This window comes from Haloactinopolyspora sp., from assembly GCF_027324685.1.
In the GTDB taxonomy this organism is placed as follows: domain Bacteria; phylum Actinomycetota; class Actinomycetes; order Jiangellales; family Jiangellaceae; genus Haloactinopolyspora.
Genome location: NZ_DAHVSH010000176.1, coordinates 1 through 20315, shown reverse-complemented (window position 1 = coordinate 20315; position 20315 = coordinate 1). Strand labels below are relative to the sequence as shown.

Annotated in this window: 17 protein-coding genes and 1 pseudogene; 17 read left to right on the top strand and 1 reads right to left on the bottom strand. The window is 69.5% G+C overall.

Annotated features, from left to right (window positions below; all coding sequences use genetic code 11):
• The 3 genes from M6444_RS19390 to M6444_RS19380 all read left to right on the top strand — a co-directional run.
• Window positions 1-759, top strand: a 759-nt coding sequence (locus M6444_RS19390) for a cupin domain-containing protein (RefSeq protein WP_298331234.1), incomplete at its 5' end; no start/stop codon positions are given.
• A gap of 1 nt (window position 760) precedes the next feature.
• Entirely contained in the window at window positions 761-1465 is a 705-nt protein-coding gene (locus M6444_RS19385; RefSeq protein WP_298331232.1) for an SDR family oxidoreductase, read from the top strand.
• Window positions 1462-2370, top strand: coding sequence for an NAD(P)-dependent oxidoreductase (locus tag M6444_RS19380; protein WP_298331231.1), 909 nt, complete (start codon window positions 1462-1464; stop codon window positions 2368-2370). The genes M6444_RS19385 and M6444_RS19380 overlap by 4 nt, the downstream gene beginning before the upstream one ends.
• Before the next feature lie 15 nt (window positions 2371-2385).
• Here M6444_RS19380 and rsgA read toward each other — a convergent pair whose 3' ends face one another.
• Window positions 2386-3456: a ribosome small subunit-dependent GTPase A gene (rsgA, locus tag M6444_RS19375; protein WP_298331229.1), complete on the bottom strand. Its 1071-nt coding sequence runs from the start codon at window positions 3454-3456 to the stop codon at window positions 2386-2388.
• 251 nt (window positions 3457-3707) lie between these two features.
• On the opposite strand from rsgA, the gene M6444_RS19370 reads away from it, so the two are divergent.
• From M6444_RS19370 to M6444_RS19305, 14 genes and pseudogenes are all read left to right on the top strand, one after another.
• Window positions 3708-5369, top strand: a complete 1662-nt coding sequence (locus tag M6444_RS19370) for an acyl-CoA dehydrogenase family protein (protein ID WP_298331227.1) — start codon at window positions 3708-3710, stop codon at window positions 5367-5369.
• Between the two features lie 447 nt (window positions 5370-5816).
• A complete protein-coding gene (locus M6444_RS19365; protein WP_298331225.1) occupies window positions 5817-7535 on the top strand; it encodes a nitrite/sulfite reductase in 1719 nt (572 codons plus the stop codon).
• Between the two features lie 10 nt (window positions 7536-7545).
• Window positions 7546-7698: a hypothetical protein gene (locus M6444_RS19360; RefSeq protein WP_298331223.1), complete on the top strand. Its 153-nt coding sequence runs from the start codon at window positions 7546-7548 to the stop codon at window positions 7696-7698.
• Window positions 7695-8387 (top strand): phosphoadenylyl-sulfate reductase, encoded by a 693-nt coding sequence (locus M6444_RS19355; protein ID WP_298331222.1) that lies wholly within the window; start codon window positions 7695-7697, stop codon window positions 8385-8387. Before M6444_RS19360 ends, M6444_RS19355 begins: the two co-directional genes overlap by 4 nt.
• Window positions 8387-9652 carry a uroporphyrinogen-III C-methyltransferase gene (gene cobA / locus M6444_RS19350; protein WP_298331220.1) on the top strand — a complete coding sequence of 422 codons (1266 nt, stop codon included), beginning with the start codon at window positions 8387-8389 and terminating at the stop codon, window positions 9650-9652. Before M6444_RS19355 ends, cobA begins: the two co-directional genes overlap by 1 nt.
• A 233-nt stretch (window positions 9653-9885) precedes the next feature.
• Window positions 9886-11115, top strand: a complete 1230-nt coding sequence (locus tag M6444_RS19345) for a glycine cleavage T C-terminal barrel domain-containing protein (protein WP_298331218.1) — start codon at window positions 9886-9888, stop codon at window positions 11113-11115.
• Between the two features lie 28 nt (window positions 11116-11143).
• On the top strand, window positions 11144-12073 hold the full coding sequence (locus M6444_RS19340; RefSeq protein WP_298331216.1) for a methylenetetrahydrofolate reductase: 930 nt from the start codon (window positions 11144-11146) through the stop codon (window positions 12071-12073).
• A complete protein-coding gene (locus tag M6444_RS19335) occupies window positions 12019-13716 on the top strand; it encodes a formate--tetrahydrofolate ligase (protein WP_298331214.1) in 1698 nt (565 codons plus the stop codon). Before M6444_RS19340 ends, M6444_RS19335 begins: the two co-directional genes overlap by 55 nt.
• On the top strand, window positions 13713-14198 hold the full coding sequence (locus M6444_RS19330; protein ID WP_298331212.1) for a cyclodeaminase/cyclohydrolase family protein: 486 nt from the start codon (window positions 13713-13715) through the stop codon (window positions 14196-14198). The genes M6444_RS19335 and M6444_RS19330 overlap by 4 nt, the downstream gene beginning before the upstream one ends.
• Entirely contained in the window at window positions 14195-16741 is a 2547-nt protein-coding gene (locus M6444_RS19325) for an FAD-dependent oxidoreductase (RefSeq protein WP_298331210.1), read from the top strand. Before M6444_RS19330 ends, M6444_RS19325 begins: the two co-directional genes overlap by 4 nt.
• The gene (locus tag M6444_RS19320; protein WP_298331208.1) at window positions 16738-17520 is read left to right on the top strand and encodes an electron transfer flavoprotein subunit beta/FixA family protein; all 783 of its coding nucleotides are present in this window, start codon (window positions 16738-16740) and stop codon (window positions 17518-17520) included. Before M6444_RS19325 ends, M6444_RS19320 begins: the two co-directional genes overlap by 4 nt.
• Window positions 17521-18519, top strand: coding sequence for an electron transfer flavoprotein subunit alpha/FixB family protein (locus tag M6444_RS19315; RefSeq protein ID WP_298331206.1), 999 nt, complete (start codon window positions 17521-17523; stop codon window positions 18517-18519). It abuts the gene before it with no gap.
• Window positions 18520-18545: 26 nt separating this feature from the next.
• Window positions 18546-19349 (top strand): IclR family transcriptional regulator, encoded by an 804-nt coding sequence (locus M6444_RS19310; protein ID WP_298331204.1) that lies wholly within the window; start codon window positions 18546-18548, stop codon window positions 19347-19349.
• A gap of 154 nt (window positions 19350-19503) precedes the next feature.
• Window positions 19504-20315: pseudogene (locus M6444_RS19305) on the top strand (helicase); the annotation flags it as partial.

Sequence of the window (20315 nt, the reverse complement as noted above, 5' to 3'; positions counted from 1 at the left end):
GAGCCCGGCGGATCGGTGCCGGCCCACGTCCACTCGTTCGAAGAGACCTTCCACGTGCTCGACGGCGTCGCGGTCGTCGACACGGCCGAGGGCTCGTTCCGGGTCGGCCCGGGCGACTACGGCCTGGTGCCGGTCGGCGTGCCGCATGCCTGGCGGGCCGACGGCGCCGCCACGTTCCGATGGGCGGAGATGCAGGGACCGCAACCCAGGACGCGCTACGGCGACGACACCGTCCTGGTCCCCGCGCTGCCCAAGAGCGACCCGATCCCGATCGACGTCCGCGACCCGCGCACCAGGGCGTTCGGGACCATCACGCCCGCGCACATGGACGCAGGAAAGCAGAGTCAACAGCTGCTGGCGGTGTCGGCCAGCATGCGCACCGCCCTGCTCGTCTACAGCGGGATCACCGTCAAGATGATGGTCGACAGCGATCTCGGCGCCCAGCTGACCTCGATGTTCATGGTGCAGTACGAGCCTGACGGCGTCGCGGGGGCGCACGACCACCCCTTCGAGGAGACCTATCTGATCCTCGAGGGCGCGACGGAGGCGACGTTCGACGGCGAGCGGTACCTGCTCGAGGTCGGCGACATCGCCTGGGCCGGCGTCGGGTGCGTGCACGCGTTCACCAACGCCGGTCAGGGCCGGGTGCGCTGGCTGGAGACGCAGGCTCCGCAGCCACCGCCCCGGTACTCCTACCGTTTCGCCCGGGACTGGGACTACCTGCGTCAGCAACTCGAACGCTCCGAGGAGGGCACCTGACATGGCGGATCCGAGAAGCGTGGTCGTGATCGGCGGGACGTCCGGGATCGGCCTGGAATTGGCCGGGCACTTCACCGCGAACGGCGACGATGTGGTGCTGACCGGCCGCGACCCCGGACGAGCGGCGGCTGTGGCGAAGGAACTCGACGGCTCGGCCCGCGGGGTCGGGCTCGACCTGACGCACCTGGACGCCATCGGTCCGGCGCTGACCGACGTGGGCTCCGTCGACAGTCTCGTCCTGGCGGCCGTGGACCGCGACGAGAACACGGCACGCGAGTACACCACCGCTTCCGCGCTCCGACTCACCACGCTCAAACTGGTCGGCTACACCGAGGTGGTGCACGTGCTGCTGCCGCGGATGGCCGCCGACGCCGCCGTCGTCGTGTTCGGTGGACTGGCCAAGGACCGGCCGTACCCGGGCTCGACCACGGTGTCGACGGTGAACGGCGGGGTCATGGGCATGGTCCACACCCTGGCCGTCGAGCTGGCGCCGATCCGGGTGAATGCGATCCATCCGGCCATCGTCGGCGACAGCCCGTACTGGAGCCGCAAGCCGCCGGAAGCCCTCGAAGCGTTGCGGTCGCGTACGCCCACCGGGCGGCTCGCCACCATGGCCGACGTGGTGGACGCGGTCGCGTTCCTCCTGCGCAACCCATCGGTGAATGGCGTGAACCTCAACGTCGACGGCGGCTGGCTCCTACGGTGAGCGACCAGGCCCGCTCCCCCGGTCTGCCCCGGATCGCCGTCGTCGGAACGGGCCGGATGGGGACGGCGATGGTCACCCGGCTGTCCGCGGCAGGCGCACGCCCCATCGTCTACAACCGCACCCGGTCCAAGGCCGAAGCGCTGGGCGACCTGGATGGTGTCTCGGTGGCCGACACCCCACGGGAGGCCGCCGGCGCTGAGATCGTCGTCGTGTCACTCGGTGACGACGCCGCCCTGCTCGCGACGTACCAGGGCGGCGACGGGCTCGTCTCCGGGCTGCGGAGCGGCAGCGTGATCGTCGACACGAGCACCGTCGACCCGCAGACCGTGCTGGCGCTGAGTCCGCAGGTCGAGGCCGCCGGCGGACGGCTGCTCGATGCCCCGGTGTCAGGGAGCGTGCAGCTGGTCGAGAAAGGCGAGCTGACGTTCATGGTCGGCGGCGACGCGGGGACCCTCGATCGGGTCCGGCCGGTCCTGGAAGTCCTCGGCCGGCATGTCTTCCACGTCGGCGGCCAGGGCGCCGGGGCGGTGATGAAGCTGGCCGTGAACACCGTCGTGATGGCGCTCAATCAGACGCTGTCGGAGGCACTCGTGCTGGCCGAGCGCGCAGGAGTCGAACGTTCCACGGCCTACGACGTGCTCGCCGCCAGCGCAGTGGGCGCGCCGTTCGTCCAGTACAAGCGACCCGCCTTCGAGCATCCCGATCAGACACCCGTGGCGTTCAGCCTGGACCTCGTCGCGAAGGATCTCGACCTCATCGTGCAACTGGCCGACCGGCTCGGCGTGCCGATGCACCAGGCGGTCGCCAACCGTCGCGTGGCCCGAGCCGCCATCGAGGCCGGCCTTGGCGCGAAGGACATGAGCGCCGTCGCCGGCTTTCTCGCGACCGACCAGGCGCGTCGCTGATCACGCCCCGACCAGTCAGTGTCGCCCGAGCCGGCGCTTCCAGGCGGCCGCCTCCTGCGCCCGCAACCGCGCGTCCGCCCTGCGGGCGTGGAACTCCGCCTCGCGGCCGAGCTTGCGCCAGCGGGTCACGCGCTGCTCGTCGAGTTCGCCGTCGGCCACCGCCGCGCGCACCGCACAGCCAGGCTCGGTCTCGTGCGCGCAGTCCCGGAACCGGCACTGCTCCGCCAGCTCCTCGATTTCGGGAAACGTAGTGGCCACGGCGGCGTCGTCGGCGACGATCCCGATGGAGCGCAAGCCCGGGGTGTCGATCACCACACCCCGGCCGGGAACGACGATCAACTGCCGGTGTGTCGTGACGTGGCGTCCCTTGCCGTCGCGCTCCCGGGTCGTGCCGGTCGCCACCATCGGAGTTCCGGCGACGAGGTTGGTGAGCGTGGACTTGCCGGCGCCCGACGGCCCCAGCAGAGCCAGCGTCCGCCCCGGGGCCAGCTGGGCGAAAAACGCCTCGACGCCGTCGCCGGTCGCAGCGCTCACGGCCAGCACGTCCACCCCTGGTGCCACCGCGGCGACCTCCGCGCGCATGCCGTCGGGGTCCGGCACGAGGTCGGATTTGGTCAGGATCACCAGCGGGCGGGCTCCGCTGGCCCAGGCGAGAACGAGCAGCCGCTCGATCCGGCCCAGGTCAGGGTCGGGGTCCAGGTGTTCGACGATCACCACGCGGTCGACATTGGCGACGACGACCTGGCCGTGTGACGTGGTCCCCGCGCTGTCGCGGACGATCGCGGTGCGGCGCTCGAGGACGGCGTCCAGGGTGACTCGGCCGTCCGGCCAGTCGCGGACCACGCACCAGTCGCCGACGGCGGGCATGGCCGAGCGGTCGGCGGCGCCCGCGCGCAGAACGTCGCCGCCGTACGTGGCCCGGATGGCGCCGGCGGCTCCGGCGAGATCCGCGCCGCCGCGGTCGATTCGGCAGACTCGGGCGGGCTGGTGCGAGCGTTCGTAGGGCGCGAAGGTCTCGGCGGTCTCCGGCGTCCAGCCGAGATCGAGCAAGCGATCGGGACATCGGTGCTGCGAGAAGTCGGACATGATGAGGCCCTTTCGGATAGCGAGGCCTCACGGAAAGCTCAGTGGCGTGCCGGCCTCGACGTGGATGAGAGCATGAACAACACGGTCACCGTCATGGCCGCTCACCTCCTCAAAGTTCCTACAGCGCGCTGCTCAGCTCACCGTAGAGCCAGCCCGTCCCGCGGTGCCACCAAATTTCGGCGTCTGCTCACCGCCCGGCGCCTGGCCCCGGTCATCTCGTCATCCGATCATTCCCGCCGTACGGTGAAACGATGGCAGCCACGCACGAGGTGACCAACCAGCCGCCCCCGCTGGCCGGCTACGACGTGTTCGCCGCCGACGCCGCTCTGGTCGAGGCGTACGACCGCTATGGGTCCGGTGACGACCGCGCCGAGCTTCATCGCCTCGGTAGGCTGGCCGGATCCGCCGAAGCCCAGCGGTGGGCCCGCGACGCCGACACCCATCCTCCCGTCCTCCGCACGCACGACCGCTACGGCCACCGCACCGACGAGGTCGAATTCCACCCGGCGTGGCACCAGTTGATGGGCACCGCCGTCGAGCACGGGATGCACGGTCGGCCGTGGGGTGACCCCAAGCCGGGCGCCCACGCCACGCGCGCTGCCCGGTTCCTGGTCTGGAGCCAGCTCGAGTCAGCACATCTGTGCCCGATCTCGATGACCTACGCCGCGGTCCCCGCGCTGCGCTCCGACCCGGCCATCGCTGCCGACTGGGAGCCGCGACTGGCCGCTGGGCCGTATGACCCGGGCTTGCGCGTGCCGCGTACCAAGACCAGTTCGCTCGCCGGTATGGCCATGACGGAGAAGCAGGGCGGATCGGACGTGCGAGCCAACACCACGCGCGCCGAACCGGCCGGATCAGGGTGGTACCGGCTGACCGGGCACAAGTGGTTCTGTTCGGCTCCCATGAACGACGTGTTCTTGATGCTCGCCCAAGCACCGGACGGGCTGACCTGCTTCGTCGTTCCGCGGATCCTCGACGACGGCACCCGCAACCCGTTCGCGATCCAGCGGCTGAAGGACAAGCTCGGCAACCGGGCCAACGCATCGGCGGAGATCGAACTGGACGCCACGTACGGGCAACGCCTCGGCCCCGAAGGCCGCGGCGTGGCCACGATCATCGACATGGTCGCCGCGACCCGGCTGGACTGCGTCCTCGGCTCAGCCGCGCTCATGCGCCGTGCGGTGGCCGAAGCCACGTGGCACGCCGCGCACCGTCGTGCGTTCGGCGCCCGGTTGGCCGACTCGGCGCTGATGCGCAACGTCCTGGCCGACATGGCGGTCGAGGCCGAGGCGGCGACCACGCTCGCCATGCGTCTGGCTGCCTCCGTCGACGCCGCCGACGACCCGCACGAGCAGGCCCTGCGCCGCATCGCCTTGCCGCTGGCGAAGTACTGGGTGTGCAAGCGAACCCCCACCGTGGTCGCCGAAGCGCTGGAATGCCTCGGCGGTAACGGCTACATCGAGGACAGCGACCTGCCCAGGCTCTACCGCGAAGCGCCGCTGAACTCCATCTGGGAGGGCGCGGGAAACATCCAGGCCCTCGACTTGCTGCGGGTGCTGGCCCGCGAGCCCGACGCCGTGGCGGCGTGGCGGATGGAAGTCGAGGCCGCCAAGGGCCAGAACCGTCACTTCGACGACACGTTGAACGACACCCTCGCGCTGCTGGCCGAGACGGCTACGTCACCGGAGTCCGCGACCGGGCACAGCCGTCTGCTGGCCGAGCGCATGGCTACACTCTTGCAGGCCAGCCTGGTGGTGCGGTTCGCACCGAGCGCCGTCGCGGACGCGTTGTGCGCCGGTCGCCTCGGCAGCCTCGCCGGAACGTTCGGCACGTTGCCGTCCGGCGTCGACACCGTGGCGGTGCTGGCGCGAGCCACCCCCGCAGTGGAGAGCGCGGAGAGGATGGACACGTGATCTGTGTCGCTTGCCGGGAGGCTCGGCACGACGAATGCCCTGCGCACGAGAAAGGCCGCTCGTGGTGCGACTGCCAGCACCGAACCGGTGATCAGCCGGCCGAGCCGGCCACCGGCCATGCCTCTGAATGATCGGTCACCGCGACGCCATCGCCGCAGCCGTCGGTCCTCGATCTGAGACGACTACGTCCGGATCGTGGACCGAAGGTTCGTCTTGCGGGGTGGCTCATGACAACATCTCCGACATGCTGTCCGTATCGCTCCTGCTGCTGGTGAGTCGACGTCACGTCGACTACGGCCGCATGGACAGCATGCTGTGTCGGGCGCACTGACCGCCACCGGTTGTTGATTCAAGCCGGGCGCGCGACGCGCCGACACACCAGGTCACCGTCGATCTGATCGCATCGGACGGACGTGCGTCCCCTTCTCCAACGAGGACACGCTGTCCATGTCAGCTACCCAGCCAGCAACGCCACCAGCCGCCAATCCGGCCACCAGACCAGCCACCACCACCCGGCAAGCCCGCAGCCGCGGCCCTCGCGGGCAGGGCCAATGGGCGCTCGGCCACCTCGAGCCGCTCAATGCCAACGAACGGACGAAGAAGGACGACGACGGCCTCAACGTCCGCGCCCGGATCGAGAACGTCTACAGCAAGACCGGCTTCGCCGGCATCGACCCCCAGGACCTGCGCGGGCGGTTCCGCTGGTGGGGCCTGTACACCCAGCGCCGTCCCGGCATCCCCGGCGGCAAGACCGCCGTTCTCGAGCCGCACGAGCTCGACGACGAGTACTTCATGCTCCGGGTGCGCATCGACGGCGGCGCGCTCAGCGTCGACCAGCTCCGGGTGATCGCCGAGATCTCCACGACCTATGCGCGCGACACCGCCGACGTCACCGACCGGCAGAACATCCAGCTGCACTGGGTGCGCATCGAGGACATGCCAGCCATCTGGAGCAAGCTCGAAGCGGTGGGGTTGTCCACGACCGAAGCCTGCGGTGACACCCCGCGCGTGATCCTGGGCTCCCCCGTGGCCGGCATCGCGGCGGACGAGGTGATCGACCCCACGTGGGCGATCAACGAGATCAGCCGCCGCTACGTCGGCTCGCCGGAGTTCTCCAACCTGCCGCGCAAGTACAAGTCGGCCCTGAGCGGGCTGCCCGACATCGTGCACGAATCCAACGACGTCGCGTTCGTCGGCGTCGACCACCCGGAACACGGCCCCGGCTTCGACGTGTGGGTAGGCGGCGGGCTCTCGACCAATCCCAAACTCGCGGTGCGACTGGGAGCTTGGGTTCCGCTGGAGGAGGTTCCCGAGGTCTGGGCGGGTGTCACCGGCATCTTCCGCGATTACGGCTACCGGCGGTTGCGCAACCGGGCTCGACTGAAGTTCCTGGTGGACGACTGGGGCCCGGAGAAGTTCCGGGAGGTCCTCGAATCGCCGGAATACCTGGGCCGCAGACTGCTCGACGGCCCGGAAGTCCCGCCGACCGCGCAACCGTACGATCACATCGGCGTTCACGAGCAGAAGGACGGCCGGTACTACGTCGGTGTGGCACCGACAGTCGGCCGGGTGTCCGGCACGGTGCTGAGCAAGCTGGCCGATGCGGTCGAGGCAGCCGGCTCGTCCCGGATCCGCACCACACCGCACCAGAAGCTCGTCGTCCTCGACGTCGAGGCCGAGGCGGTCGAGCCGTTGATCGAGCAGCTCAACGGCATCGGACTGCAGGCACGTCCCAGCGTCTTCCGCCGGCACACCATGGCCTGCACCGGCATCGAGTACTGCAAGCTCGCCATCGTCGAGACGAAGGGGCTCGCGGCGAAGACCGTGGCCGCGCTGGAGTCCCGCCTCGCCGACGTCGACGGCCAGCTCGACGTGCCCATCACCTTGAACGTCAACGGCTGCCCGAACTCGTGCGCTCGCATCCAGGTCGCCGACATCGGCTTGAAGGGGCAGATCGTCAAGGGCGAGGAGGGCTTCCAGGTGCACCTCGGCGGCGGGCTCGGACTCGACGCCGGATTCGGGCGCAAGCTGCGCGGCCACAAGGTGACCGCGGACGAACTGCCTGACTACGTCGAACGGTTGGTCCGTCGATTCCTCGACCAGCGCCAGGCCGGCGAGCGGTTCGCCCAGTGGGTGGCCCGGGCCGACGACGAGGACCTGCGATGAGGCGGCGGTCATGAGTGAGACCAGAGCCGCCATCATGCACTGCCCGTTCTGCGCTGAAGAGGACCTGTTCCCCACCGAGCAGGGTGGCTGGGAGTGCCGGTCCTGCTTACGCGTGTTCTCGGTGAAATTGCTCGGCTTGTCGGCTCGTAGGAGCGCAGGATGACCATTGCACCGACCAATGACCTCGAAGCGCTGGCCGCCGATGCCGCGCGAAACCTCGAAACCGCCGGAGCCGACGAGATCGTCCGGTGGGCGCACGAGACGTTCGGCGAGCGGTTCGCCGTGACCGCCTCGATGGCCGACGGCGTGTTGTCCCACGTCGCCTCGCGGGCTGTCCCGGGAATCAAGGTGCTGTTTCTCGACACCGGATACCACTTCCCCGAGACCATCGGCACCAGGGACGCGATCGCCGCCGCGTACGACATCGACGTCGAGACCATCACGCACCCGCTTCGCGTGCCCGAGCACGAGGCCGAGTTCGGCCAGCTCTACAAGATCGACGCAGACTTGTGCTGCTCGATCCGTAAAGTCTGGCCGCTGGACCGGGCGCTGCGGCCCTACGACGCCTGGGCCGGCGGGGTCCGTCGGGCCGAATCGCCCACGCGCGCCGACACGCCGGTGGTCTTCTGGGACCCCAAGCGCGGCAAGGTGAAGGTCAATCCGCTGGCCACGTGGAGTGACGAGCACGTCGACGACTACGTTCGCCGCCACGGCATCCTGGTGAATCCGCTGCGCCAGGTCGGTTACCTGTCGATCGGCTGCGAGCCGTGCACCCGGCCGGTGGCGCCCGGGGCCGATCCGCGCTCCGGACGGTGGGCCGGTACCTCGAAGACCGAGTGCGGGATCAACTGATGACCGCCCCCGAGCCGGTGATCGTTGGCGCCGAATGGTTGCCAGGGCAGCCAGAAAGCGCCAACGATCACGGAGAGGCGGACGGCCGCTATCCGCTGCTGCTCGACGTTTCGGGCAAGCCCGTGGTGCTGGTCGGTGGCGGGCCGGTTGCCGCACGCCGGGCGCATGCGCTGGTCGAGGCCGGAGCCGACCTGCACATCGTGGCACCCTACGTCTGCGAACCGCTGGCCGAGCTGATCGCGGCCGGACGGGCGCGGTGGTCGCCGCGCGACTACGCCGCCGGCGATCTCGATGGTGCGTGGCTCGTGCACACGGCGACCGGCGAGCACCATGTGGACTCCGCGGTCGCCGCCGCAGCCGAGGCCCTGCGTGTGTGGTGTGTGCGCGCTGATGACGCCGACGCCTCGGCAGCCTGGACGCCGGCGGTCGCCCGAGTCGGCGACGTGCTGGTGGCCGTCAGCGGCGGCGGAGATCCGCAGCGCGCGGTGCGGCTGCGCAACGCCGTGCAGACAGCGCTGGAGACCGGCGGGTTGCCGCTGCGTGCTGCCCGCCCCGCCACCGCCGGCTCGGTCGCGCTGATCGGCGGCGGCCCGGGTGATACCGGCCTGATCACGACCCGCGGACGGCGGTTGCTCGCCGAGGCCGACGTGGTGGTGGTCGACCGCTTGGCTCCTCGAGCCCTGCTCGACGAGCTCGACGACGACGTGCAGGTGATCGACGTCGGCAAGACGCCCGGCCACCATCCCGTGCCGCAGGAGGAGATCAACCGCCTGCTCGTCGAGCACGCGACCGCGGGTCGTCGAGTCGCCCGGCTCAAAGGCGGCGACCCGTTCGTCCTCGGCCGCGGCGGCGAAGAAGCCGCAGCCTGCCGCGAAGCGGGTGTGCCCGTCGAGGTGGTTCCCGGTGTCACCAGCGCCGTCGCGGTGCCCGCCGCCGCAGGCATACCCGTCACGCATCGGGGCCTGGCCAAACAGTTCACCGTCGTCTCCGGACACGAAGGTCTCGACTGGGCCAACCTGGCCGGAACCGAAGGCACGCTGGTCTTCCTCATGGGCGTCAGTTCGCTCGCCGACACGTCCGCGCAGCTGATCAGCCACGGCATGGACCCCGACACGCCGGCGGCGGTGGTGGAGGACGGCTTCGGCGCGAACCAGCGGGTCACCGCGGCTGCCCTGGCCGACATCGCCGCTCGTGCCGCCGAGGTGGGTGCGCGGGCACCCGCGGTGATCGTCGTCGGCGACGTCGCCGCGTACGCCACACCGTGATCCAGCCGTGACTTCACCGGCGCGACGCGCAGATCAGCGCGCCCGCGAAAAGGGCTGAACCGGCAGGTAGACACGCCCTTCCGGCGGAAAAATCGGGAGCCGAAGGTCCCTTGACGTGATGAAGATCACGGGAGCAGACTGGTTGCGTAATACAAAACCGTTGTTGACAGCGCAACCCGCTCCGCATCCAGTCTGCCAGCTGTCTGCGCCCATCTCTCCGTCTAGGAGGCGCCATGTCCGACGTCCTCGACTCGCCTGCCCCAGCTACCCCGACGTCGTCCGCGCCGCGGGCGAGTGTCGTGCCGAATCCGCAGGTCATGTTGTATACGCGACTGCGGAAGTCGCCGTATTTCTGGAAGTCACGCGAGCATGGCGTGGCGATGTACAGCGTGTACAACCACACGTACCACCCGCGGCACTACGGCGATCCGGTCGCGGAGTACTGGGCTTTGCTCGAGGGCGTCACGCTGTGGGACGTGGGTGTCGAGCGCCAGATCGAGATCAGCGGACCCGACGCGTTCAACTTCACGAACATGCTGGTCCCCCGCGACCTGAACCAGTGCGCGGTAGGCCAGTGCAAGTACGTGTTCATCACCGCGCCCGACGGCGGCATCATCAACGATCCGGTGCTCCTCCGGATCGAGGAGAACCGGTTCTGGCTCTCCCTCGCCGACAGCGACGTCGGGCTGTGGGCGCTCGCGCTCGCCCACGCCGGCGGCTGGAACGTCGACGTCCGTGAGGTCGACGTCGCCCCGATCCAGATCCAGGGGCCGAAGTCCAAGGACGTGATGCTCGACCTGTTCGGCGAGTCCATCCTCGAGGTGCCGTACTACTACCTGCGCCATTACACGCTCGACGGGATGGAGGTCGTCGTCAGCCGCACCGGCTACACCGCCGAGCTCGGCTACGAGATCTACCTCACCAACGCCGTACGTGACGCCGGCAGATTGTGGGACGCGGTCTGGCAGGCCGGCCAGCCGCACGGGTTGCGCCCGATCGGGCCGAGCCACATCCGCCGCATCGAGGCGGGCATGCTCGCCTACGGCTGCGACATCACGCTCGACACCAACCCGATGGAAGTCGGTTACGACTACCGCTGGATGGTCGACCTCGACCAGGAGGCCGACTTCATCGGCAAAGACGCGCTACGCCGGGTACGCGACGAAGGCATCTCCCGCCTCATGGTCGGCCTCGAGATCGACGGCGCGCCGTTGGGCAGCTACAACGACGGCTCGATGATCGACACCTTCCCGGTCCACACCGCTGCTGGCACCAATGTCGGGTCGGTGACCAGCGCCTGCTGGTCCCCGCGGCTCGAGCGCAACATCGGGCTGGCCATGGTGCCGATCGGTGACAGCGTGACCGGGACCAACGTCACCGTCGAGACACCCACCGGGCCGAGGTCGGCGGTCGTCGTCGACAAGCCGTTCATCGATCCGCTCAAGGAGACACCCAAGGCCTGAGGCCGGCGGCGACGGAGAGGTGAGTGCCGTGAGCCTCAGCATTCCGAGGACGAGAGCCCGGGCTCGGGCGCGGCGCAGCGCCTTGCCCCTGCCCGGGGAGCCCCGGTACGAGGTCCTTCCGCTGCCGGGTGTGCTCGATGCCGTCGAAGACCTGCCCGCCGGCGCGGTCGTCACGGTGACGTCGTCGCCACGCCGTGGCGTCGAAGCCACCATCGAGCTCGCCGAGGACCTGGCGGCCAGGGGGTTCCGTGCCGTCCCCCATCTGGCCGCCCGGCAGATCACCGATGACGGCGAGTTGGCGAACTTCATCGCCCGCCTCGACGTCGCAGGCGTTCGGGACGTCTTCGTCGTCGGCGGCGATGCCACCGAACCGACGGGACAGTTCGCCAGTGGGCTCGACCTGCTGCGTGTCATGGCCGCGATCGGGCATCCGTTCGAGCACGTGGGTGTCCCCTCCTACCCGGAGGGGCACCCGCTCATCGATGACGACACGTTGTGGGCCGCGTTGACGGCCAAACAGCGCTACGCCACGTACACCGTCACCCAGATGTGCTTCGACGCCGCGACCGTGTGCCGATTCATCGCCGAAGCACGACGGCGCGGCATCACCCTTCCGGTCGTGGCCGGGGTTCCCGGCGTCGTCGACACCGCCAAGCTGCTGCGGGTCAGTCTCCGGATCGGCATCGGTGACTCCGTGCGCTTCATCCGCGGCAACCGCTCGGCGCTGACCCGCCTGCTGCACCCCGGCGGCTACCGCCCCGACAGCCTCGTACGCGACCTGAGCGCACGCGCCATCGCCGGACGCTGCGACCTGGTCGGGCTGCATGTGTACACGTTCAACCATGTCGGGCCGAGCGTGCAGCGCCTGGCGCGCTCCCCCATCCACGAAACAGAGGTGGCCGAATGCCCATCCCCTCGGACATCGAGATCTCGCGCAACGCCGTCCTCAAACCACTGACCGACGTCGCCGCCGGCCTCGGCATCGGCGAACACCTGCTGGAGCCGTACGGCCGCGCCGCGGCGAAGATCTCACTCGATGCCATCGCCGAACTGGGCGAGCGTCCGAAGGGCAAGTACGTCGTCGTCACCGCCATCACGCCAACCCCGCTCGGTGAAGGCAAGACGACGACGACCGTCGGGATCGGGCAGGCCTTCGGCCAGCTGAACCGTTCGGGCATCGTCGCGATCCGCCAACCGTCGATGGGACCGACGTTCGGGATCAAGGGCGGCGCCGCCGGCGGAGGGTTCGCGCAGGTGGCTCCGATGGAGGCACTCAATCTGCACCTGACCGGTGACATGCACGCCGTCACCGCCGCGCACAACCTACTGGCCGCGATGGTCGACAACCATCTGCACAAGGGCAACGCGCTCGGCCTCGATCCGCACGCCATCACCTGGCGCCGGGTGCTCGACGTGAATGATCGTGAGCTGCGCAGCATCGTCACCGGCCTCGGTGGCCGCATGGACGGCACACCCCGCCAGTCCGGGTTCGACATCACCGCGGCCAGCGAGGTCATGGCCGTGCTCGCCTTGTGTACGTCGTTGCGCGACCTCAGAGCCCGCCTCGGCCGGATCGTCGTCGGCTACGACCACGACGGCGCCCCGGTGACCGCCGAGATGCTCAAGGCTGCAGGCGCGATGTGCGTGATCCTGCGCGACGCCATCAAGCCCAACCTCATGCAGACCGTCGAGCAGACTCCGGTCCTGGTGCATTGCGGCCCGTTCGGCAACATCGCCCACGGCAACTCCTCGATCGTGGCCGATCAGGTCGGCATCAGGGCCGCTGACTACCTCGTCACCGAGGCCGGTTTCGGCGCCGACATGGGGGCCGAACGCTTCTTCAACATCAAGTGCCGCACCTCCGGGCTCACCCCGGACGCGGCAGTCATCGTCGCCACCGTCCGTGCGCTCAAGGCGCACTCCGGCAAGTACCGCGTCACCGCCGGGCGTCCGCTGCCCGACGAGATGCTCGAGGAGAACCCCGACGACGTGCTGGCCGGTGCGGAGAACCTGCGGCGCCAGATCGCCATCGTCCGCCGGCACGGCGTCACGCCCGTGGTCGCAGTGAACTCCTTCCCTTCCGACTACGCGAGCGAGCGTCGCGCCATCTTGGACGTCGCCACCGCCGAAGGCGTCCGCGCCGCCGTGAGCACCCACTTCGCCGAAGGCGGGAAGGGCGCGGTCGAACTGGCCGAGGCAGTCATCGACGCGTGCGAAGCGCCGTCGCAGTTCCGCCTGCTCTACCCGGACGAGCTCTCGCTCGTCGGCAAGATCGAAACCGTCGCACGCGAGGTCTACGGGGCTGATGGCATCGATCTGTCACCGGAAGCCGCCCGCCAATTGAACACCTATGAACGCGCCGGGTTCGGCTCGTTACCGGTATGTATCGCCAAGACGCATCTGTCCCTGTCGGCGGACCCCGCCCTCAAGGGTGCCCCGACAGGCTGGCGATTGCCCGTGCGAGAGGTGCGTGCCTCGGCCGGGGCCGGGTTCGTCTACCCGATCTGCGGCGACATGCGCACCATGCCGGGCCTGTCGTCATCGCCGGCGGCCGAGCGCATCGACATCGACGACGCCGGAGAGGTGGTCGGCCTGTCATGAGCGCACCGGGATGGCAACGCGGTGACTATCTCGACCGGCCGCTGCGTGATCTCCTCGACGACGCCGCCGGGCACGACCCGCTGCCGGCGGCCGGGTCGATCGCAGCTGCCACGGCGGCGCTGGCTGCGGCGCTCACGGTCAAGGTCGCTCGCCGCAGTGCCGCGCACCGGCCGGATACCGACGATCTGGTCGCGCACGGCGAGAAGCTGCTCGCCCGGTTGAGCCTGCAGATCAGCGCGGACCCACCGGCCTACGCCGCGTACCTGCGTGACCGGAGCCCGCAGGCGCTACGCGCAGCGTCGTCGGCACCGGCCGAAGTCGCCAAGGCCGGCGCCGAGGTCGCCACGCTGGCCGGTGACCTCGCCGCCACCGGCAACCCCGCCCTGGCCTATGACGCAGCCGCCGCCCAACGCCTGGCCACCGCCGCCACGACCGTCGCAGAGTCCCTGATCGCCGCCAACGACCCTCGGGAGGACTCATGAGCAGCCTGCCGCAACGAGCCGACGTCGTCGTCATCGGCGCAGGAATCGTCGGCAACTCCATCGTCCATCACCTCGCCGACCGCGGGTGGCGCAACATCGTGCTGCTCGACAAGGGACCGCTGCCCGACCCGGGCGGGTCGACCGGGCATGCGTCGAACTTCATCTTCCCGGTGGATCACTCCAAGGAGATCACCGCGCTCACGCTGGACTCGATGCGCCAGTACGAGAAGTTCGGCACGCTGACCACGTGCGGCGGCATCGAGATCGCTCGCACCGAGGACCGAGTGCAGGAGTTGCGACGCCGGATGTCCTCGGCCACGTCGTGGGGCATCCCGTCGGAGCTGATATCGCCGCAGCAGGTCGGCGAGCTGATGCCGTTCCTCGACACGCGGCTGGTCCGGGCCGGCTTCTGGACCCCGTCGGCTGCCGTCGTGGATCCGCTGCAGACCGGTGTCTTGATGCGCCAGCACGCCCACGAGCTGGGTGCGCTGACGGTCTCGGCCAGTACCGAGGTCCTGGGCATCGACACGACGCCAGGCCGCCCCCGGCCGGTGGTGGCGCGAGTGCGTACCGACCGTGGTGACATCGAGACCGACCACGTCGTCGTGGCCTGTGGTGTGTGGAGTCCGCGCATCGCCCGGATGGCCGGCGCCCGCATCCCACTGACCCCGGCGGTGCACCAGATGATCGACGTCGGACCGATCCCCGAACTGGCCGCGACCGGGCAGGAGATCGCCTACCCGATCGTGCGCGACATGGACCCGCTGATGTACGAGCGGCAAAGCGGTGCCGACCTGGAAATCGGCTCCTACGCCCACCGGCCGATCCTGCACGATCCCGACGACATCCCGTCGATCGAAGCCTCCGCGCTGTCTCCGACCCAGTTGCCGTTCACGCAGGAGGACTTCGACCCGCAGATGGCGACCGCGCTGGAGTTGTTCGCGCCGATCCTCGACCGCGAGGACGTCGGGGTGCGCCACGCCATCAACGGCCTGCTGTCGATCACCCCCGACGCAGGTCCGCTACTCGGCGAGACGCCGGAGGTCCAGGGGTTGTGGTCGGCGGCCGCGGTGTGGATCAAGGAGGGCCCGGGCGTGGGCCGGATGATCGCCGAATGGATGACGCACGGGTCCTCGGAGATCGACCTACACGGTGCCGACATCACCCGCTTCTACCCCCACCAGCGGACGCGTTCCCACGTGCTCGCGCGGGCCAACGAAGGGTTCAACAAAACCTACGGGATCGTGCACCCGCGCGAGCAGTGGGCGTCGTCGCGCCCGCAGCGTCGTTCTCCCTTCTACGAACGTGAGCAGGAACTGGGCGCCCAGTTCTTCGAGGCCGGCGGCTGGGAGCGTCCGCAGTGGTACGAGTCGAACCGGCCCCTGTTGGAGGAGATGGCCGAGAACGCGCCGGCGCCGGAGATGCTCACCGACCGCCCGTACGAGTGGGACCGACGCTGGTGGTCGCCGATCACCAACGCCGAGCACCTGGCCATGCGCCAACGCGTCGCCATGATCGACCTCAGCGCGTTCGCTCAGTTCGAGGTGGTCGGCCCGGGCGCGCTGGATTACCTGGAGACGATGGCCGTCGCTCGGATCGACCGGCCCACCGGTCGGATGATCTACACCCCGGTGCTCGCGCCCAACGGCGGGTTCCGCAGTGACCTGACCATCGTCCGCCTCGGCGACGACGAATTCCGCATCATCACCGGCGGTGCTGACGGCGCGCGCGACCTCGCCTGGTTCACCGCGCACCTGCCCGGTGACGCATCGGTGACACTCACTGACATCACATCCGCGACGTGCACGGTCGGGCTGTGGGGGCCGCGCGCCCGCGACGTGCTGGCCGCGGTCACCGAAGAGGACGTCAGCAACGACGCGTTCGCCTTCGGCACGGTCCGGCCGATCACCGTCGACACCATCCCGGTCCTGGCCGCCCGGATCTCCTACGTCGGCGACCTCGGATGGGAACTGCACGCCCCGGCCGAGCTCGGCCGCCGGCTGTGGGACGTGATCGAGGAAGCCGGCCGCCCGCACGGCATCGTGCCGGCCGGCATCGGTGTCTACGGCACCACGGGCCGGCTCGAGAAGGGCTACCGGCTGATGGGAGCCGAGCTCGAGGTCGAGTACGACCCCGTCGAAGCCGGTCTGGCGCTGCCGAAGGTCAAGGATCACGACTTCATCGGGCGCGAAGCCTACGTTCGTGCCCGCGGGCACGAACCGGCTGCGACGCTGTGCACCCTCACCGTCGACGACCATCGCGACGCCACCGGGGTGCGCCGCTATCCGCAGGGTGGCGAGCCGGTCCTGACGACGAGCGGTGAACGCATCGTCGACCGCAAAGGCCGCGGGTCGTACGTCACGAGCGCCGGCGCCGGGCCGTCGGTCGGCGCGTACCTGCTCATGGCTTACCTGCCGCCGGAGCACGCCGTCGAGGGCACCGCGCTCACCGTCGGCTACATGGGCGAGCGCCTACCCGTGACCGTCGCCCGTGCCGGGCGCACGCCGCTGTTCGACCCCGACGACACGCGAATGAAGGGGTGAGCGACGTGAACGTGCTGGTCTGTGTGAAGCGGGTGCCTGGCACCGGCTCCACGATCCTGCTCACCGACGACGGCATGGACGTCGACACGCGCCATCTCGGGTTCACCATCGGCCCGCACGAAGAATGTGCGGTCGAGGAGGCGATCCGGATCGCTGCCGACCACGGCGGTCAGGTGACCGTCCTCACCGTCGGGCCGGCCGAAGCCGCCGAGCAGTTGCGCGACGCATTGTCGATGGGCGCCGATCACGCCGTGCTGGTCGACACCGGCCCGGGCGAACTGGACCCGGAAGCCACCGCGGACGCCTTGGTCCAGGCCGTCCGGCAGCTTCAGGACGAGGCTGGTGCGCGGTTCGATCTCGTCCTGTTCGGCAACGAGTCCGCCGATGCCGGGCATTACCAGGTCGGCGTCCGAGTGGCGTGTGAACTGGGCCTACCGATGGTCGGCGGGGTCAAGGGCGTCGAGCTCGACACCGACGCCGGCACGGTGCGCTGGCGCCGGCCGGTGGCGGCCGGAGTCGAGGTGTACGAGAGTTCGCTGCCCGCGGCGGCCGGCGTCGCCGAGGGCCTGAACCTGCCGCGCTACCCGAGCATGCGCGGCCGGCTGCGGGCCATGAAGGCCGTCATCACGACGTTGCATGTGGACGTCGCGCCGAGCGGACTGCGCAAGACGGGCCTGCGCCGCCCGGCCGAGGAACGGCCCGCGACGGTCGTGCTCGGTAGCGGCGCCGACAGCGCCGGAGCCGTCGTGGACGTGCTCGAGGAACTGGGGGTGGCCTAGATGTCGGTGTTCACGATCATCGAGCACGACGACGGCGTGGTGCCGGCGGCGTGCCTACAGGCCCTGACGATCGCCGGCGAACTCGCCGCCGGAGACACGGTGGAGGCGGTGGTCTTCGGCCCCGACCCCGGGCTGGGCTCGGTGCTCGCCGCGAACGGGGTCACGACCCTGCACGTCGTCGACCACGAGCTGGTGACCGACTACTCGCCCGAGATCTACGGGGAGAGCCTGGCCCAACTGCTCAAGCAGGCCGGCCCGGCTGGTGTGGTCGCCGCGGGAACCGACCGGGGCAACGAGATCATGGCTCAGGCGGCGGCCCGCTCCCGGCTGCCACTGGCGACCAACTGCGTCGCGGTCACCGCCGACCCGGGCGCGTGGACGCTGACTCGTGCGCGTGTCGGTGGTCTGCTGCTCGAGGACGCCGAGCTGACCGCGTCGACGAAGCTGGTCACGGTGGTGCCCGGGCCTGGTGACGACGTTTCCGCGTCGCCCGGCGCCTCCGGCCTGCTCACCCAGACCTTCGTTCCCGACCTCGCAGCCGACTTCGTGCACAGCAGGTTGGTCGAGCGGACCGAACGTGGGTCCGGGGTCACCTTGGCCACCGCCCGCGTCGTGGTGTCCGGCGGCCGCGGCGTCGGCAGCTCCGAGGGGTTCGCCCCGCTGGAGGAGTTGGCCGATCTGCTCGGGGGCGCGGTCGGCTGCTCTCGCGTGGCCACGAGCAACGGGTGGCGTCCGCACAGCGATCAAGTCGGCCAGACCGGGACGAAGGTGTCCCCGGAGCTCTACATCGCGTGCGGCATCAGCGGCGCCACACAGCACTGGGTCGGCTGCATGGGGGCCAAGACGATCCTGGCGATCAACACCGACCCGGAGGCGCCGATGGTGACCCGAGCCACCTATGCGGTGACCGGCGACGTGCACGAGGTGGTGCCCGCCGTGGTCGCCGAGATTCGCCGCCGCGCGGACATCCGGGCGGGCCGTCGGCCCGCCTTGGCTTGATGACGACGTCGGTACACTCGCGAGATGTGGACCCCGACAACAACACCCGCGCGCCCGCATACGTCCAATCCGTGGAACGAGCGATAGCGATCCTCGAGTTCCTCGCCACTAACGAATGGTCGGGTGCCACGGACGTCGGAAACGAGCTCGGAGTCCACAAATCAACGGCGTTTCGCCTGCTCAACACGCTTGAAAGCCGGGGACTCGTCGAGCAGCACATCGAAAGCGGAAAGTACCGGTTGGGGTTCGGTCTGGTGCACCTGGCCAATTCGGTCACCGTCGGTCCCGACATCACCCGCCAGGCGCAGCCGGGGTGCACGTGGCTGGCCGGTCAGACCGAGGAAACGGTCACGTTGTCGGTCCTGGAAGGTCTCGAATCAGTCACGATCGACCAGATCATGTCCACGTCCACGGTGGCGAGCCGAAGCTGGCTCGGGCGACGCACACCCCTGCACTGCACCTCGCCCGGCAAGGTGTTCCTGGCCTTCCTGCCCGAAGAACGCCAAGCTGAGATCGTCGCCGGCCCGCACGAGCGGTTCACCGAGTACACGATCACCGACCCCGCCAAGCTCCGCGATGAGCTCGAGCAGGTGCGCGTCGACGGGTATGCGACGAGTTTCGAGGAGTTCGAAGAGGGCCTGAGCGCCGCGGCCGCACCGGTGTGCGCCGCCGACGGGTCGGTCGTCGCCGCCATCGGCATCTCCGGGCCTTCTTACCGCCTCGATCACGATCAACTCGATGCCTTGGCGCCGATTGTGCGAGAGGCCGCCGAGCGCGCCTCGACCGGATTCGGCTATGCCCAACTGGGTGGTGACGCCGCCCGCGAATGACCCGGGCGGCACGGTGCGCTATGCGGCGAATTCGCCGATTCAGGCCCACCAATGAACTGGTGTTGTGCCATTCGCTATAATGAGCGATTCGGATTAATCGCCAGAATTGGCTCAATGGGAGATCTTTATTCAGAGTATGGACACCGAGGCGAACGTGTCAAATCGTACTGACGATCCCCGTGACGACGCGGTGCGTGAGGAACAGCCGTACATTTCCTACCTGTACGAGCGACTCGATCTGCTTCGGGAGCGCACGGCGGCGAGGCTGGCCGAGCTGTACCGACAACGCGGCGGCAACCATCAAGCGGTGTGGGATCGTGAGGCGTTCGTGGCCCGTGACGTCGAGCGCCTCCAGCGGCTCGGGTCGGTCGATCGCGGACTGTGCTTCGGGCGACTGGACTTCACCGATCAGCGCACGTCCTACATCGGCCGGATCGGATTGTCCGACGACGAATACGAGAATCTACTCGTCGATTGGCGCGCGCCGGCCGCCGAGCCGTTCTACCGCGCCACCGCGGCCGACCCGGGCGATCTGGCTCGTCGCAGGCACATTCAGACCCGCCGACGCGAGGTGGTCGCCGTCGACGACGAGGTCTTCGCCCCCGACCGGTTGCCAGCCGGCAGCCAAGGCACGTTGCGCGGTGAGGCCGCGCTGCTCGCTTCGCTCACCGCGCACCGGACCGGGCGCATGTCCGACATCGTCGCCACGATCCAGGCCGAGCAGGATCGCATCATCCGTTCTCCGCTGGCCGGCGTGCTGGTGGTCCAAGGCGGCCCGGGCACCGGCAAGACGGTGGCCGCACTGCACCGTGCGGCTTATCTGCTCTATACGTACCGAGACCGGCTCAGTGAGAAGGGACTCCTGGTCGTCGGGCCGAACCGGACGTTCCTGCACTACATCGACCAGGTCCTGCCGTCTCTCGGCGAGACCGGTGTGGTCATGTCCGCCGTGGACGAGCTGTTCCC